Origin of the sequence: Nonomuraea sp. NPDC049607, assembly GCF_040675375.1 — a bacterium.
GTDB lineage: Bacteria > Actinomycetota > Actinomycetes > Streptosporangiales > Streptosporangiaceae > Nonomuraea.
Genome location: NZ_JBFAOV010000013.1, coordinates 145,409 through 160,864 on the forward strand (window position 1 = coordinate 145,409; position 15,456 = coordinate 160,864).

Here is a 15,456-nt window from a genome sequence, read left to right on the forward strand (position 1 = left end):
TCCGCTCCCCCGTCCCACGCTCCTACGGTGTTCCCTCATGAAGCGAGTCATCATCACGGGGGGAGTCGCTGCTCTCGGGCTGGCCGCGTCGCTCGCGCCCGTCCCGGCGTCGGCGTCGGCGTCGGCGTCGGCGAGCGTCACGGTCGTCGCCTCCAAGCTCGACGGCCCGCGCGGCCTGGCCTTCGGCCCCGACGGCGCCCTGTACGTCGCCGAGTCGGGCTCCGGCGGGAAGATCCAGTGCGCGACCGTGCCCGCCGAGCCGGGCGGCAAGGCGAGCAAGGTCTGCCTCGGCCTGACCGGCAAGATCTCCAAGCTGGCCGGCGGCACGCTGACCACCGTGGTCAAGGACCTGCCCTCGGCCGGCTCCGACGGGCTCGGCACCGGCCCGCACGACGTCGCCTTCGCCGAGGACGGCTCCATGCTGGTGCCCGTCGGTCTGGGCGGCGACGGCAAGCTGCGAGCCGGTCTGGGCCCCAAGGGCAGGACCCTGGGCACGCTGCTGAAGATCAAGGACGGGAAGTCGTCCGTCATGGGCGACCTGCTGGCGTTCGAGGTCAAGCACAACCCCGACAAGAAGGACAAGGGCAGCGCGATCGACTCGTACCCGTTCGCGGTCGTGCCGACCCCGCAGGGCGGCGCGCTGGTCACGGACGTGGGCGGCAACGACGTGCTCCAGGTGAGCCCGTCCGGCAAGGTGACGCTGCGGGCGGTGTTCCACGCCCGCAAGGTCGCGGCCCCGGCCATGCTGAAGCTGCCCAAGGGCAGCAAGGTGCCGATGCAGTCGGTGCCGATGGGCATCGCGGCCGCCCCCGACGGTTCCTACTACGTCGCCGAGCACGCCGGGTTCCCGCAGCCCGAGGGCGTGGCCAGGGTGTTCAGGCTGGCCGGCAAGAAGGCCGAGACCGCCGTCAAGGGCTTCACCACCGCGGTCGACGTCGCCTTCGACGGCGCGGGCCGTCTGCTCGTGCTCGGCTCGGTCGGCCCGGTGCCCTCCGACCAGCAGCCCCGTACGTCGCTCTACCGCATCGAGGCCGACGGCAGCCGCACCGAGCTGCTCAAGCCGGGCACGCTGACCGTGCCGCTGGGCATGGCCGTCGCCGGCGACGGGTCGGTCTACGTGTCCAACAAGGGCTTCACCCCCGGCAAGGGCGAGATCGTCCGGGTGGAGCTGCCCTCATAGACGTGTGAGCGCCATGGCCCCCAACCCCGTGTGCGCGCTCACACGAAGGGCCCGGCAGCAGCGTCCGCGCTGCCGGGCCCTTCACCATGCCCAGGGGCCTTTCACCGCGCCCTGAGCCAGCCCTCCAGCAGGCGGACGAACTCCGCCGGGCGCTCCTCGTGCAGCCGGTGGCCCGAGCCCTCCCAGCAGACGACCTTCGACCCCGGGTGCTTGAGCAGCCCGGCCTCCCAGGCCGCGCGTTCGGGGTCCGCCCAGATCGACAACACCGGACAGTCCCTGCGGGCCAGGTAGTCGTCACTGACCGGCCGCACGCCGATGGCCCCCGGAGCGGTGAACATGGCCTCGAACGCCTCGGCCAGCACATGCGGGGGCATGCCGTACAGGCGGCGCTTGTGCCAGCGCCGGATGACGGCCGGGGTCGCGGAGGTGGTGCACCAGCGGTCGATCTCCTCGGCGACGGCGTGCGGACGCTCGCCGCGCAGGCCCGCGATCATGCCCGGGAAGGCCGCGGCGAGGTCCTGGCCCATGCCGTAGCCGGGGTCGAGGGTGACCAGCGCCCGTACGCGCCCGGGGTGCTCGACCGCGAGGATCGAGACGACCTGGGCGCCCATCGAGTGGCCGACCGGGATCACCTCGGGGACGTCCAGGCGGTCGAGCAGCACGTTCAGGTCCTCGGCCATCGCCCGCGGGGTGTTGCCGGTCCCGGGCACCGTGGAGTAGCCGTGGCCGCGCAGGTCCACGGCGATGACGCGGTGACGGGCGGCGAGGGCGTCGATGTGCCAGGACCACTGGTGGGAGTCGGCGCCCCAGCCGTGCACGAGCAGCAGCGGGGGGTCGCCGGAGCCGTCGTCGGTGTAGAAGAGGCGGAGGGCTGGCGAAATTTCAGCGTACGGCACGAAATATCCCCTTATTTGAGGGCGCGGATGGCGGCGCACACCCGGTCCGTGGCGTCGGCGGCGGCGGGCAGGACCGAGCCCGTGCCGAAGAAGCCGTGGAACAGGCCCTCGTACCGGACGGTCTCCGTCTCGACCCCGCAGTGGCGCAGGTGGCGGGCGTACGCCTCGCCCTCGTCGCGCAGCGGGTCGTGCCCGGCTGTGATCACCAGCGCCGGGGGCAGCCCGCTCACGTCCGCGCCCAGGGGCGAGCTGTACGGCTCCCCGCGCCGCTCCCGGTCGGGCTGGTAGCAGTCCCAGAACCACCGCATGTGCGCCGTGGTCAGGAAATAACCCTCGCCGTTCTGGTCGTACGAGCGCCAGTGGCGGGTGGCGTCCGTCGCGGGATAGACCAGCACCTGCAGCACGATCGGCGGCCCGCCCTCCTCGCGCGCCCGCAGGCAGGTGACGGTGGCGAGGTTGCCGCCCGCGCTGTCGCCCGCCACCACCAGCGCACCCGGGTCGGCGCCGAGCCCGGCCGCCTGCTCGTGGGCCCACCGGGTGACGGCGAAGGCGTCCTCGACGGCGGCCGGATAGGGGTGCTCGGGCGCGAGCCGGTAGTCGGCGGCGACCACGACCGCCCCCGACCCGGTGCAGATCTGGCGGCAGACGCCGTCATGGCTGTCCAGCGATCCCAGCGTGAACCCGCCACCGTGGAAGTACACGACAAGAGGCCGCCCGCCCTCCGTGCCCTCCGTGCCCTCCGTGCCCTCTGTGCCCTCCGTGCCCTCCGGCGGCCAGTAGACCCGCACCGGGACGCCCGCCGCGTCACGGTCCTCGACCCGGCCCACGGGCAGCGGGTCGGGGCTCGGGACCGAGGCCAGCACGCGGCGCGCCGCCACCGGGTCCCAGGGGCCCTCCCCCTTGGGGAAGAACTCGCTCATCAGGTCGATGACCGCGCGGGTCGCCTCGTCAACGGCCATCCCCGGCCTCCTTCTCCGCTTTGTCGTCCGCAGTGGGCCTCTCGCCCGGGAGGGCGCCGAGCAGCGACGTCTCCCCCGCCGTCCAGCCGCCGTCGATCGCCAGCTCCGCGCCCGTGACGTACGAGGCCGCGTCCGACAGCAGGAACGCGATGGCCTCGGCGACCTCCTCGGGCTCCCCCCAGCGCCCGGCGGCGGCCAGCGGGAACGTGCCCTCCCCCGAGATCGCGCCCAGCGAGGTCGTCATCGGGGTGACGATCATCCCGGGATGCACCGAGTTCACCCGGATGCGGTCGCGCCCGAACTCCAGCGCCGCGATCTTGGTCAGGCCGCGTACGCCCCACTTCGACGCGCCGTACCCGCCCGTGCCGGGCAGCGCGGTCAGCCCCGCGACCGACGAGAGGTTCACCACGGCCCCGCCGCCGCAGGCCCGCATGGCCCCGGCCACGGCCTTGAGCCCGAGGAACACGCCGACCAGGTTCACCTGGAGCACGTGCTCGAACTCGGCCAGGGACTGCTGCTCGATCGACCCCACGGTCGGGATCCCGGCGTTGTTCACCAGCCCGTCGAGCCGCCCGTGCGCCTCGACGGTCGCGTCCACGACCGCGGCCCACTGCTCGGGATTCCGCACGTCGTGCGGGACGAACATGGCCCCGACGTCCTCGGCGGTGGCCGCCCCCTCCTCGGTGAGCACGTCGGTGAGCACGACCCGCGCCCCACCCGCCGCGCACCGGCGCGCCGTGGCCGCCCCCATGCCCCGGGCGCCGCCCGTGATGATCACTACCTTGCCTTCGAGCACGCGCACCCCTCACCCGAGACGATCGACCATGTGCACTGAAACACGCGCCCACGTCCCTGATCAAGAGCTTGCTCGGCCCAGCCGCCGGAACCCGGAATCCCCGCCACGCGTTGAACCCCTCGGGCGTCGAACTATCCTTCTAGGTAACGACTCCACGGGAGGTGGCGGAGATCAGCGAGTTCCTTGTCATCGTGCTGGCCATCCTGGCGTTTCTCCTGCTGCTGACCGGCGTGGGCATCTACCTGCTGGTCAAGCTGGGCAAGAAGGCCGCCAAGAAGGCCCGGCAGGCCACCACCCGGCTGACCACGCACGTCAACGCCATGGGCACCGGCGACGCCGCCGAGGTCGAACGCCTCCGGCTCGACCTGCGCCGCGAGATGGCCCTCACCCGCCAGGCCGTCGAACAGGCCCAGCAGCGCGGCTGGGGCCTCGGCGACCTGCCCCGGCTCCTGGCCGACCTGTCCGCCCAGGCCGACGTGCACGACGGCCAGCTCGCCATGTACGCCCAGCAGCGCCGCGTCTCGCCGTACATCGACCACGCCGCCCTCGACCGGCTGCGCGAGCACCAGGCCAAGCTGACCGCCATGTGCGCCCGCATCCGCGCCGACCTCCTGGGCGACCAGATGCACCACGCGTCGTCCGGCATCGACGAGCTGTACTCCCGTACCGAGCTGGAGATCGAGGCCCGCCGCCGCCCCCCGGACCCCCTGGACCAGATCGACGAGCTCTACCGCCGCTCCATGGAACAACGCAAGGACCACTCCTGAGTCCCGCCTGACGTGGCACCATGAGCGCGCCGAGCGCTCGTCCGGAAGGTGCCCGCGCACCCGCGAGGTGGTCTCCGCGGAGTCCCGGGGGCGGGATCGCCGCGCCTAGCCGATCAGGTACGCCGAGGCGGGCATCGAGCACTACCGGCGGGTGGAGTGCGAAGACGACCAGCCGGTGGCGCATGCCTTCCACCTCGCCCGCGACGCCGGGGCCTACGTCTCCGCCAGGGTGGTCATGAGGGGCCCAGGCGGTCCTGAGACCCCTCGGCGGCGCGGACGGGCCGCGGCAGGGTCAGCGGTGCCGGCGGCACTGCAACTCCATGATCCCGCTGTCGGAGGCGAAGCTGGAGACCAGGTCGGGCCGCATGAGCGACCGCCAGAGGCCGACACCGCCCAGCCTGAGCTTGACGATCTCTGCTGCCGTGTCGCCGTCGGCGATGGTGGTGTTGGCCCAGTCGGCCGTCTTCAGGGTCCGGGAGAAAACGACCTTGCGCCCGGCGGTCAGGATGTCGGCGAAGGGGTGGTCGGTGGCGGTCGTCATGCCCTTGGCGATGCCCTCGTAGGCGGTGCGGCCCATGACGTGCGCGTGGGCGCTGCGCAGGAAGTAGAGGTGGGCCGGGGAGTCGGGCCGGCTGTTCTCCGGCAGGCCGAAGCAGAACTTCCAGAAGTCGGTGCCCTCGTCGGCGAGCAGGCCGTCGAGGGAGTAGTTGAACACTGTCGCAATCAGCTTCCGCATGAGCGCGTCTTCGTGGTCTCGGGTCGTGCGGGGATCGAAGGCCGCGGGACGTAGGTGTGCCGGGCGTGCGTGCAGCCGACACGTCAGACATCAGAACCGTCCCGAACTCATCGGTGCCGGCCGGGCGCGTGCGTCGAGAGGTCAGTACTTGTCGACGCAGATGGTCAGCGCGGGGACGGGCCACGTCCAGGAATGTCTGGCCACTCCATCGCAAGCGGTGGCGTCCTTGTCGGCGTTCCCCCGCAGGACGCGCCGCACGGTGAACGTCTTCGGCGCTCGGCATTTGCGAGCGAAGTCCACGAATTCATCGTTCTTTGACCACTTGTAGCAGTAGTTCCGCCCGAACTGGTACGCCAGGCAGTACAGCACGTCGTTGTGGATGAGGTAGCGGTGGTTGGTCGTGCCGTCGCAGAACCCGGAGGGAGTGGTGATGGCGGCCACCCGGTAGGGCGCGCCCTGCTTGCAACTGTCGGTCACCGGCGCGTTCGGCAGGCCGGACAGGCAGTCGCCGACCTTGAAGTCGGCCACCGGCTCGCTCGGCTCCGCGCTCGGGGCCACAGTGGGGGCCACAGTGGGGGGCGCAGTGGGGGCCACAGTGGATGGTGCCTGGGTGGTGGGTGCCTGGGTGGTGGGTGCCTGGGTGGGGACGTCGGTGGGCGCGGGGAACGACGAGGACGTCTCGGCGGACTCGCTCGTGGCCCGCGAAGAACCGGTCAGGGTCTCGCGCACGCTGTTCTTGATCACGTTCTTCCCGACCACCGCGAGCAGCACCAGCACGACCGCCCCCACCGCAGCTCCGATACCGACCATTTTCGACCGGCCGGAACCCGAAGCCGCCTCGGCCTGCCGGACAGGCGGCGAGACGGACTGCGCGGCCTCCCGTAATCGCGTGGCCCACTGCGCGGGCATGGGACGGCTGAACGGGGGCTGGTCGAGCGCCGCCATGGCGAACTCCGCCAGACCGGGACGGACGGCGGCCAACGCGGACACGTCGGTGGTGGACGGGTCACGGGCGAAGACGCGGATGGCCAGCAGCGCGAACTGGTAGGCGTCACCCTGCGGCGTCCCTGGCTGCTCCCCGGCGGGAATCCGCCGGTCGGGCGGCGTCTCCAACGGCGGCAGCGCCCGCGCCGCGCCCAGCCCCATCGCGTCGCAGCCGATGAGGAAACATCCCGGCCGGGGTTCCGTCGTGAACAGCACGTTCTCAGGGGACAGGTCGCCGACGACGACGCCCATCGTGTGCAGGCGGGCGAGCGTGTCGGCGAGATCGGCCAGGATCAGCAGGCGGTCGCGGTCGGTGACGTCCTCCTGGCCGAACAGGCGGTCGACGGTCGCGAGCCGGCGTACGGCGCCGGACGGACCGGGCGTCTCGCGGAAGAACCGCTGAGGCACGGTCCGCATCAGGAAGCCGACGACGGCGCCGTTCTCCTCCACCAGTTCGGCCGGCCAGGCCGCGCGCTCCTCCAGCCAGGCGGCGTCGGACGGGGAGAGCCGGCCGTTCAGCTGGGTCATCGCGGTGAGGACGGCGACGTCGAGGCCCGGTCGGACGTCGTAGTCGATCTCCTTGTACGCGACGCCCGGCCGGCCGTTGATCCTGCCGCTGAGCTCCTCGTGGACCATCCCCTGGCCCTCACGCCCGAGCGGCCGCCCCAGGGCGAGCTTTGCGCGGCCGATCACGGTTTGTCACCTCTGGCCTTGACCATGCAGCGACCCTAGTTCCGCCGGCACCGGAGATCAAAGAGACATGTCTCACCTCCGGCGCCGGGCGGTTCGGCCACCGACGGCTTTCCTAAGAGGAAAGTCAGGGCCGCCTGATGGATCCGCTCTTCGACGAGTTCCTGCACGTCCCGGCGCGGCTGTCGGTCGTGGCGCTGCCGGCTCCGGCCGAATGGGTCGACTCGACTTCCTCAGGAACTCTGTCGGCACCAGCGACTCGGCGCTGTCCAAGCAGGTCTCCGCGCTGGCCGCCGCCGGATACGTGGTCGTCCGCAGGGGCCAGGACAAGCGGGCGCGGCGGACGTACGTGCAGCTCGCCCCGCGGGGACGGTCGGCCTTCCAGCGGCACGCGGCGGCCCTGGAGCGGATCGTCGCCCTCGCCCGCGACTCCGCCGACCGGCCCGCCGCCGACCAGCAGTGACGGACCCGCCGGGCCCGGCCACGCGGCACGCTCAGCTGCCCCAGCCCGCGTAGATCGCGGCGGCCAGTTCCTCTTCCGTGGCGCCCTTGCGTACCAGCGCCTTGGTGGCCTGGGCCTGGGCCGTCGTGGGCAGGCGGCCCTCGATCAGCAGTGGCAGCGAGAGCCGGCGCACCAGCACCTCCGACGCCGCGATCCCGTACGGGCGGCGCGTCACGGCCACGTTGACCCGTAGCGCGTGCTCGTTGCCGGGCGACACGCCGGGCCGGTCGATCTCGACGGCCGAGTAGCGGAAGCCGTTCGCGAGGTCGCAGGCGGAGCATCCGGCCGGACCGCGGCTCAGCCGGTTACCGCACTCGGTGCACGTCAGACGGTCGTAGGCGGCGTCCACGACCCGCCACGGGTGTTTGTCGGGCTCGTCGACCACCATGCGGGCGATCTCCCGCTCGTCCCGGGGCTCGACGGTGCCGAACTGCTCGCGCAGGAAGGCACGCCAGCCCTCCTCGACCAGTTCGTCCACCAGGCCCGCGCAGCGTTCGCAGTCCGGCGCGCCGGCGGGCTCCTGGTATCCACACATCTCGCACTGCCGCATGCCCGCACCGTACAAGCCAGGCAGGTCAGGACGCATCGCAATTATCGGGCCGCCGGTTATTCGTTTGCGAGGGCCGTGCCGGACACGGCATACTCGACGGCGTTGATCAGAGCGACGCGAAGGGAGGCTGAGACCGTGACGACCGTTGCCCGCGTGCCGTTTTCCGCGACCTCAGACCTTCCCACCGGGCGTCCGCTGACCTGATCCGTTCGGCGAGCCGGTGGGCCTCGATACTGGAGATCTCACCGTGCCCAAGCACTCGCAACACCGCCGCCGTGGCAAGTTCGCGCTCGACGCCGACGACATCGAATGGCTCGAAGCCACCCCCGAGACCGATGACGGCCCGCCCGAGGGCGACCGCTGGTCCACCTGGGACCAGAGCACCCCCACCGAGAAGGGGCCGAAGCCGTACCCCGGCTGGCTGATCACCGAGCTGGCCGCCGTCGACACCGAGCACGGCCTGCTCAAGACGGGCAAGGAGGCCGACGTCCACCTGATCTCGCGCGGCGTGCCCGGCACCGACCGGGTCTGCCTGCTGGCGGCCAAGCGCTACCGCTCCTCCGAGCACCGCCTGTTCCACCGCGACTCCGGCTACCTGGAGGGACGCAGGGCCCGCGAGAGCCGGATGAACCGGGCCATGGCCAACCGCACCGCCTTCGGCAAGCAGGTGATCGCCGCGCAGTGGGCGGTGGCCGAGTTCGGGGCGCTCTGCCGGCTCTGGGAGCTGGGGGTGCCGGTGCCGTACCCGGTGCAGATCCTGGGGACGGAGATCCTCCAGGAGTTCGTCGGCAGCCCCGACGGGTACGCCGCCCCGCGCCTGGCCCAGGTCACCGACGGCCTCGACGACCTGTGGCGGCAGCTCGTGGACGCCATGGTGACGATGGCCGGGGAGGGGCTGGCGCACGGGGACCTGTCGCCGTACAACCTGCTGGTGCACGAAGGGCGGCTGGTGATCATCGACCTGCCGCAGATCGTGGACGTGATCGCCCACCCCGCGGGCCCGTCGTACCTGGAACGGGACGCCCGCAACGTGGCCACGTGGTTCGCGTCGAAGGGCGTGGCCGCCGCGGACCCCGACGCGCTCGCCGCCCTCCTCCGCAAGGCGTCCGGCCGGACGTGACCGGCCGGAGCCGTCGTCCGCGAAGCGGCTAGGCGCGCTCGGGCCAGATGAGGCCCTGGTCGGTCCAGACGACACCCTTGTTGCGGCAGAGGCAGAAGGGGTGGCCGACCGGGTCGGTGTAGACGCGCCAGCCGTAGCCCTCGGGGCCGATGGAGTCGTGGTGCAAGGACGCGCCGAGGGCCAGCACGCGACTCTGTTCCGCCTCGACGTCGTCGACCTCGAAGTCGAGGTGGAACTGCTTGGGGTGCTCGCTGTCGGGCCACTGCGGGGCGCGGTAGTCCTCCACCGGGTTGAAGGCCAGCTCGACTTCGCCGAACTTGATACCGGCCCAGTTCGCGTGGCTGCCTTCCTTGATCGGGCGACCCGTCACCTCGGAGTAGAAGGCCGCCAGTTTCATCGCGTCAGGGCAGTCGATGATGAAGTCGGTGAGTCGCAGCATCCCACGATCCTGTCACAAGGTCAGATACGCGGGGACGTTGCCTGGACGCGGCCGCCCTGAGGGAGCTGGGGTGAGCCGGTAACCCGCACGGCCTCGCAGGGTTCAGCGGCAGACCGTGCCGGGCACGGGAAGCGTCCCGGAGACCAGGTAGCGGTCGATGCTCCCGGTCGCGCAGGCGTTGCGCAGGTACGAGGTGTGCCCGTCGCCGTCGTAGGTCAGCACCTGTGACCCCTTGATGCCCCTGGCCAGGCTCTTGGCCCAGGCGAGCGGCGTTGCGGGATCATGCGTGTTCCCGACCAGCAGAACGGGCGGCGCCTGGGTGATGTGCACCGGCCGCTGCGGATCGGACGGCGGGACGGGCCATCCCACGCATCCGGTCGTCATGTCCCAGAACTCCGACGTCCCGCGCATGTGCGGGGCCCTCCGCGCAACGTCCCGAGCCCGCGTCCTGAGCTGCGCGAATGCGTTGATCTCAGGGTCGATGTCCTGGCAGAGGACCGCCCGGTAGGCCGAGGTCGTCGCAGGGTTGTCCAGCGCCTCGGCCCGCATCTGCCCGAAGATCACCGCATCCCCCTGCTCCGCCTGAACGATGCCCCGGGCCAGACCGCCGTTGAAGTCGGGGGCCATCGTGAGCATCGCGTATGCGACGTAGCGCAGTTCGTCCGCCGTCAGCGGCCGCCCGCCGGTCACCGGGATCGGCGTCTTCTCCGCCTTGGTGACCAGCGCGTCCCACACCTGCGGTACGGACCGGCCGTGCAGCTCGCATTCCTGCGTCCGCTCGCACCAACCGGCGAACCGGCCGAACCCGTCCTCCACCGCCGCCGCGGCATCACGCACCATCTGGCGCGAGCTCATCCCGTGATCGACGATCCCGTCCAGAGCCATCGCCCGTACCCGGCCGGGGAACCGCCGCGCGTACTCGGTCCCCAGCATGCTCCCGTAGGACCGTCCCAGGTAGCTGATCTGCTCCTCGCCCAGCGCGGCCCGCACCGCGTCGAAGTCCCGTGCCACGCTCCCGGTGTCCATGTGCCGGATCAACGGCCCGCAACTGTCGCCCACGGCCCGGTTGTGCGCGACGAGCCGGTCGTACTCCCGCCGCGTCTCAGGGAACTGCGTGACGGCCGGATCGTGCACCGCCTTCCCGCATTGGATCTGCTCGCTGCCGCCGACCCCGCGCGGATCGATCCCGACGATGTCGAACCGCTCGCGCAGCTCGTCGGAGAAGTAGTACGGCGCCCAGTCCCGCACCAGATCGGCCGCACCCGTCCCCGGTCCACCCGGGTTGTAGAACAGCGCTCCGATCCGTTGTCCGGTGGCCTTGCGTCGCGTCATGTTCAGCGAGATCTGCGGTCCGTCCGGCTGCGCCCAGTCCACCGGCACGGCAAGGGTGCCGCACTCGGCTCCCGGCCCCGTCCCGCAGGCTCGCCAGCCGATCGCGTCTGTACTGCTCACGCCTGCTGCTTGGGTCGCGGCGGCGGGTGTTGCCGGGACCGCCATCGCGATCAGCGCCAAGCCTGTGATGAGGGGGTCCATTTCATGATCTAGATCGTCTCCCGCTCACCGGCCTCCGTCATCGGCCTTTCGGCCTGCCGCCTCGGCCGAACGGACGATGGTTCATCGGGTACGGCTCTTGGAAGTCCTGACAGAAGAATCAGCGGACTAGGCTCGCGCCTCGGCGAGCGGGGCCGGTTCCCGCTCGCCCGCCGCCGCGGGCCGGGTGTCGAGGAGGACGCGCACCGCGCCCACCCACACGAGCGCCGAGCCGAGCAGATGGACGAGGACGACGACCTCGGGCAGGTCCGTCACGATCTGCGTCAGGCCGACGAGCCCCTGGGCGAGCAGCACGGCGAGGAACAGCGTGGTTCGCCGGTGAGCGGCCGAACCCGGCTCGCGGCGCGTCCTGAGCCACAGGGCGACGGCGAGCCCGAGGCTGAGCGCGGCGGCCGCACCGTGCAGCCAGGTGAGCGCCGTCCAGTTGAACGGCATGCGCGGCACGTCGGAGGAGTCACCCGCGTGCGGCCCGGTGCCGGTGACGATCGTGCCCGCCACGATCAGCACCGCCACGGACGTGACCAGCGCCACCGGAAGGCGGCCCACCGGCGCGGACAGGGGCCGCGCGGGCCGGTCGAGCCGTCGCGCCTTGTGCCAGACGACCGTGGTGGTGGTCAGGAACAGCACGGCGGCCAGGAAGTGCGCGGTGACGAGGTACGGGCTCAGCCGCGCCCACACGGTGAGCCCGCCGACGACCGCGTTCAGCATGACGATCCAGAACTGCGCCCACCCCCACCGGGTCAACTCGGGCACGGGACGGCGCTGCAGCCGGGCGACGACGATCAGCCAGCCGACGGCCACGCACACGACCCCGGACAGCACCCGGTTGCCGAACTCGATCGCGCCGTGGACGCCGAGCTCGGGCGTGGCCGCGAAACCGGCCTCCGAGCAGCGGGGCCACCCGTCACAGCCCAGCCCGGACCCGGTCAGCCGGACGACTCCGCCGGTCACGATGATCATCAGGCTGGTCGCCAGCGCCGCGCCCGCGGCCCGTCGCAGGGCCACGCGCTCGAAGCCGACCCGGGCGGCGAGCCATTGGAAGGGAGTGATCATGGGGGAAGAGGTCTCTCTGCTGCTCGACGAACCGCCGCGCAGGGCGGCCGAAAACGCGATCAAGAATTTACTCTACAACCCGTAGAGCACCCCGCCACCCCGGCGCGCGAGCGGTGAGGCCGGGCGAACGGCGACGACCGGACGACGGACGGTGGAGCCGGGCCGCGAGCGGTGGTGCCGGGCAGCGGACGGCGATGCCGGGCCGCGGGCGGTGGAGCCGGGCAGCGGACGGCGATGCCGGGCCGCGGGCGGTGGAGCCGGGCAGCGGACGGCGATGCCGGGCCGCGGAGGGTGGAGCCGGGCCGCGGGCGGCCACCTCCGCCGCTCGGGCAGAGGTGGCCTGATCCCCCGTGGGTCAGCTGGTTTCGTTCTTCTTGGTGAGTTCACCGGTGGCGGCGTCGACCATCACCTCGTGCTTGGTCCCGTCCGGGGTCATCACGTCGGACTTCCAGACGGTCTTGCCGTTCTCGGTTTCGAGCTTCAGCTCGGTGACGCGTCCCTCCGGTACGGCGGCGGCGATCTTGTCGGCGGCCTGGGCGTAGTCGAGCTTGGCCGCGTCGATGCGGGCCCGCATCTTGGCCTTCTCCTGCTCGTCCTCCTGCTTGGCCGTGGGCCCCTTGACGACCTTGCCTGCCTCCACGTCGACCTGGTGTTCGGTGCCGTCGGAGCCGACGACCTCGACCTGCCAGATCTTGCCGTTCTCCTCGCTCTCGACGGAGACGACCTTGGACCCGGGCACCGCGGCCATGGCGACCTTGGCGGCCTCCTTCAGCTCTCCGGCCCCCGGCTTCATCGTGGACGTGCTACCCGGCGAGGGGGACATGGTCCCCGTGGCGGGCGGGCTCTCCATCGACGGAGACGGGCTTCCCATGGTGGAACCCGGTGTCGGTTCGACGAACTGGCCGACTTCCCGTACGGCGCCGCAGCCGGCGGCGAGCACCGCCGCCCCGACCAGAGCCCCGATGATCGACTTGTTCATACCAGGATCGCTGCCCCAGGATTCCGCCTTCATTCCCGCAGGTCAGAACCCTGGGCCAACACTCCCGGCCGACGCGGACCGACAAAGCCAGGCGGGCAAGGGCGAGCCGTCGCCCCCGCCGCTCCTACTGGACGCCCGCTTCGCGCATGTCCCGGAGCTCGCGCTTGAGCTCCTTGATCTCGTCGCGCAGCCGCGCGGCCACCTCGAACTGGAGGTCGGCGGCCGACTGGTGCATCTGCTCGGTGAGCGACTCGATCAGCGACTCCATCTGCGCCCGCGGCATCTCGCCCGCGATGGCCTTGGCGTGCTGACCGGCCTGGCGGGCGGCGAAGCCCGGCACCGGGGCCTTGCCGCGCGACTGCTGACGGCCGCCGCCCAGCAGCTTGTCGGTGTCGGCGTCCTCGCGCTGGAGGGAGTCGAGGATGTCGGCGATCTTCTTGCGCAGCGGCTGCGGGTCGATGCCGTTGGCCTCGTTGTAGGCCATCTGCTTGGCCCGCCGCCGGTTGGTCTCGTCGATGGCCCGCTCCATCGACGGCGTGATCTTGTCGGCGTACATGTGGACCTGGCCGGACACGTTACGGGCGGCGCGGCCGATCGTCTGGATCAGGGAGGTCTCCGAGCGCAGGAAGCCCTCCTTGTCGGCGTCGAGGATGGCCACCAGCGACACCTCGGGCAGGTCGAGGCCCTCGCGCAGCAGGTTGATGCCGACCAGCACGTCGAACTCGCCGATGCGCAGCTCGCGCAGCAGCTCGATGCGGCGCAGCGTGTCGACCTCGCTGTGGAGGTAGCGGACCCGGATGCCAAGCTCAAGGAGATAGTCGGTCAGGTCTTCGGACATCTTCTTGGTCAGCGTCGTGACCAGGACGCGCTCGTCGCGGTCGGCGCGCTCGCGGATCTCGTGGACCAGGTCGTCGATCTGCCCCTTGGTGGGCTTGACGACGATCTCGGGGTCGACCAGGCCGGTGGGCCGGATGACCTGCTCGACGACGTCGCCCTTGACCCGCCCCAGCTCGTACGAGCCCGGCGTGGCCGACAGGTAGACCGTCTGCCCGATGCGCTCCAGGAACTCCTCCCACTTCAGCGGCCGGTTGTCCAGCGCGGACGGCAGCCGGAACCCGTGGTCGACCAGCGTGCGCTTGCGCGAGGCGTCACCCTCGTACATCGCGCCGATCTGCGGCACGGTCTGGTGGGACTCGTCGAGGACCAGCAGGAAGTCTTCGGGGAAGTAGTCGAGCAGCGTGTTGGGCGCGGTGCCGGCGGCGCGGCCGTCGAGGTGGCGGGAATAGTTCTCGATGCCGGAGCAGGTGCCGATCTGGCGCATCATCTCGATGTCGTAGGTGGTGCGCATGCGCAGCCGCTGGGCCTCCAGCAGCTTGCCCTGCCGCTCCAGCTCCGACAGCCGCGCGGCCAGCTCGGACTCGATGCCGGCCACGGCCGCCGCCATGCGCTCCTCGCCGGCAATGTAATGGGAGGCGGGGAAGATGTAGAGCTCTTCGTCCTCGGTGATGACCTCGCCGGTCAGCGGGTGCATGGTGGCGAGCTTCTCGATCTCGTCGCCGAACATCTCGATGCGCACGGCCAGCTCTTCGTACTTCGGGATGATCTCGATCGTGTCGCCGCGCACCCGGAACGTGCCCCGGGTGAAGGCCAGGTCGTTGCGCGTGTACTGCATGTCGACCAGGCGGCGCAGGAGCTGGTCGCGGTCGACCTCCATGCCGACGCGGAGCCTGGCCATGCGGTCGACGTACTCCTGCGGGGTGCCCAGGCCGTAGATGCACGAGACGGAGGCGACCACGATGGTGTCGCGGCGGGTGAGCAGCGAGTTGGTGGCCGAGTGGCGCAGCCGCTCGACCTCGTCGTTGATCGAGGAGTCCTTCTCGATGTACGTGTCGCTCTGCGGCACGTACGCCTCGGGCTGGTAGTAGTCGTAGTAAGAGACGAAATATTCGACCGCGTTGTTGGGCAGCATCTCGCGCAGCTCGTTGGCGAACTGGGCGGCGAGCGTCTTGTTGGGCTGCATGACCAGCGCGGGCCGCTGCAACCGCTCGATCAGCCAGGCGATCGTGGCCGTCTTGCCGGTGCCGGTGGCGCCGAGCAGGACGTTGTCCTTCTCCCCGGCCTTGACGCGGCGCTCCAGCTCGGCGATGGCCGTCGGCTGGTCGCCGGATGGAGTCATCTCGGTGACGACCTCGAAGGGCGCCACCTTCCGCTGCAAATCTGTGACCGGACGCATGCTGCCACTGTAGGCGGCGCC

Annotated in this window: 15 protein-coding genes; 4 read left to right on the top strand and 11 right to left on the bottom strand. The window is 71.2% G+C overall.

Features of this window, described 5'->3' with window-relative positions:
* The first annotated feature begins 37 nt into the window (after nucleotides 1–37).
* Complete coding sequence (locus AB0J97_RS25635) at nucleotides 38–1,180, top strand: ScyD/ScyE family protein (protein ID WP_364092603.1); 1,143 nt, start codon at nucleotides 38–40, stop codon at nucleotides 1,178–1,180.
* A gap of 101 nt (nucleotides 1,181–1,281) precedes the next feature.
* Here the strand turns inward: AB0J97_RS25635 and AB0J97_RS25640 are convergent, their stop codons facing one another.
* Genes AB0J97_RS25640 through AB0J97_RS25650 form a run of 3 tightly spaced genes read right to left on the bottom strand, consistent with a single transcriptional unit; the run spans nucleotide 1,282 to nucleotide 3,831 of the window.
* On the bottom strand, nucleotides 1,282–2,076 hold the full coding sequence (locus AB0J97_RS25640) for an alpha/beta hydrolase (protein WP_364092605.1): 795 nt from the start codon (nucleotides 2,074–2,076) through the stop codon (nucleotides 1,282–1,284).
* A gap of 11 nt (nucleotides 2,077–2,087) precedes the next feature.
* Nucleotides 2,088–3,035, bottom strand: coding sequence for an alpha/beta hydrolase (locus AB0J97_RS25645; RefSeq protein WP_364092607.1), 948 nt, complete (start codon nucleotides 3,033–3,035; stop codon nucleotides 2,088–2,090).
* The gene (locus AB0J97_RS25650) at nucleotides 3,025–3,831 is read right to left on the bottom strand and encodes a glucose 1-dehydrogenase (protein ID WP_364092608.1); all 807 of its coding nucleotides are present in this window, start codon (nucleotides 3,829–3,831) and stop codon (nucleotides 3,025–3,027) included. Before AB0J97_RS25650 ends, AB0J97_RS25645 begins: the two co-directional genes overlap by 11 nt.
* Before the next feature lie 161 nt (nucleotides 3,832–3,992).
* Here AB0J97_RS25650 and AB0J97_RS25655 point away from each other — a divergent pair, with 161 nt between their 5' ends.
* A complete protein-coding gene (locus AB0J97_RS25655; RefSeq protein WP_364092610.1) occupies nucleotides 3,993–4,598 on the top strand; it encodes a hypothetical protein in 606 nt (201 codons plus the stop codon).
* Between the two features lie 292 nt (nucleotides 4,599–4,890).
* Here AB0J97_RS25655 and AB0J97_RS25660 read toward each other — a convergent pair whose 3' ends face one another.
* Both AB0J97_RS25660 and AB0J97_RS25665 read right to left on the bottom strand, forming a co-directional pair.
* Nucleotides 4,891–5,334 carry a deaminase gene (locus AB0J97_RS25660; RefSeq protein ID WP_364092612.1) on the bottom strand — a complete coding sequence of 148 codons (444 nt, stop codon included), beginning with the start codon at nucleotides 5,332–5,334 and terminating at the stop codon, nucleotides 4,891–4,893.
* 141 nt (nucleotides 5,335–5,475) lie between these two features.
* Complete coding sequence (locus AB0J97_RS25665; RefSeq protein ID WP_364092615.1) at nucleotides 5,476–7,011, bottom strand: hypothetical protein; 1,536 nt, start codon at nucleotides 7,009–7,011, stop codon at nucleotides 5,476–5,478.
* A 211-nt stretch (nucleotides 7,012–7,222) separates the two neighbouring features.
* Between AB0J97_RS25665 and AB0J97_RS25670 the strand changes: the two genes are divergently transcribed.
* Nucleotides 7,223–7,471 carry a transcriptional regulator gene (locus AB0J97_RS25670; RefSeq protein ID WP_364092617.1) on the top strand — a complete coding sequence of 83 codons (249 nt, stop codon included), beginning with the start codon at nucleotides 7,223–7,225 and terminating at the stop codon, nucleotides 7,469–7,471.
* A gap of 31 nt (nucleotides 7,472–7,502) precedes the next feature.
* On the opposite strand, the gene AB0J97_RS25675 is transcribed toward AB0J97_RS25670, so the two are convergent.
* On the bottom strand, nucleotides 7,503–8,060 hold the full coding sequence (locus AB0J97_RS25675; protein ID WP_357704488.1) for a hypothetical protein: 558 nt from the start codon (nucleotides 8,058–8,060) through the stop codon (nucleotides 7,503–7,505).
* 247 nt (nucleotides 8,061–8,307) lie between these two features.
* Here AB0J97_RS25675 and AB0J97_RS25680 point away from each other — a divergent pair, with 247 nt between their 5' ends.
* A complete protein-coding gene (locus tag AB0J97_RS25680) occupies nucleotides 8,308–9,180 on the top strand; it encodes an RIO1 family regulatory kinase/ATPase (protein WP_357704486.1) in 873 nt (290 codons plus the stop codon).
* Between the two features lie 28 nt (nucleotides 9,181–9,208).
* On the opposite strand, the gene AB0J97_RS25685 is transcribed toward AB0J97_RS25680, so the two are convergent.
* The 5 genes from AB0J97_RS25685 to uvrB form a co-directional block, all read right to left on the bottom strand.
* Nucleotides 9,209–9,619, bottom strand: a complete 411-nt coding sequence (locus AB0J97_RS25685; RefSeq protein WP_364092620.1) for a VOC family protein — start codon at nucleotides 9,617–9,619, stop codon at nucleotides 9,209–9,211.
* A gap of 102 nt (nucleotides 9,620–9,721) precedes the next feature.
* Nucleotides 9,722–11,071 (bottom strand): alpha/beta hydrolase, encoded by a 1,350-nt coding sequence (locus tag AB0J97_RS25690; RefSeq protein WP_364092622.1) that lies wholly within the window; start codon nucleotides 11,069–11,071, stop codon nucleotides 9,722–9,724.
* 207 nt (nucleotides 11,072–11,278) lie between these two features.
* The gene (locus AB0J97_RS25695; RefSeq protein WP_364092624.1) at nucleotides 11,279–12,286 is read right to left on the bottom strand and encodes a COX15/CtaA family protein; all 1,008 of its coding nucleotides are present in this window, start codon (nucleotides 12,284–12,286) and stop codon (nucleotides 11,279–11,281) included.
* A gap of 292 nt (nucleotides 12,287–12,578) precedes the next feature.
* Nucleotides 12,579–13,202, bottom strand: a complete 624-nt coding sequence (locus AB0J97_RS25700) for a PepSY domain-containing protein (protein ID WP_357704478.1) — start codon at nucleotides 13,200–13,202, stop codon at nucleotides 12,579–12,581.
* A 124-nt stretch (nucleotides 13,203–13,326) separates the two neighbouring features.
* Nucleotides 13,327–15,435 (bottom strand): excinuclease ABC subunit UvrB, encoded by a 2,109-nt coding sequence (uvrB, locus tag AB0J97_RS25705; RefSeq protein ID WP_357704476.1) that lies wholly within the window; start codon nucleotides 15,433–15,435, stop codon nucleotides 13,327–13,329.
* Nucleotides 15,436–15,456: the final 21 nt, after the last annotated feature.

What these genes read in the sequence shown, in the direction of transcription:
- AB0J97_RS25635 (WP_364092603.1), top strand. Translation starts at nt 38, where the DNA reads ATGAAGCGAGTCATCATCACGGGGGGAGTCGCTGCTCTCGGGCTGGCC.
- AB0J97_RS25645 (WP_364092607.1), bottom strand. Translation starts at nt 3,035, where the DNA reads ATGGCCGTTGACGAGGCGACCCGCGCGGTCATCGACCTGATGAGCGAG.
- AB0J97_RS25660 (WP_364092612.1), bottom strand. Translation starts at nt 5,334, where the DNA reads ATGCGGAAGCTGATTGCGACAGTGTTCAACTACTCCCTCGACGGCCTG.
- AB0J97_RS25670 (WP_364092617.1), top strand. Translation starts at nt 7,223, where the DNA reads ATGGGTCGACTCGACTTCCTCAGGAACTCTGTCGGCACCAGCGACTCG.
- AB0J97_RS25675 (WP_357704488.1), bottom strand. Translation starts at nt 8,060, where the DNA reads ATGCGGCAGTGCGAGATGTGTGGATACCAGGAGCCCGCCGGCGCGCCG.
- AB0J97_RS25685 (WP_364092620.1), bottom strand. Translation starts at nt 9,619, where the DNA reads ATGCTGCGACTCACCGACTTCATCATCGACTGCCCTGACGCGATGAAA.
- AB0J97_RS25700 (WP_357704478.1), bottom strand. Translation starts at nt 13,202, where the DNA reads ATGAACAAGTCGATCATCGGGGCTCTGGTCGGGGCGGCGGTGCTCGCC.
- uvrB (WP_357704476.1), bottom strand. Translation starts at nt 15,435, where the DNA reads ATGCGTCCGGTCACAGATTTGCAGCGGAAGGTGGCGCCCTTCGAGGTC.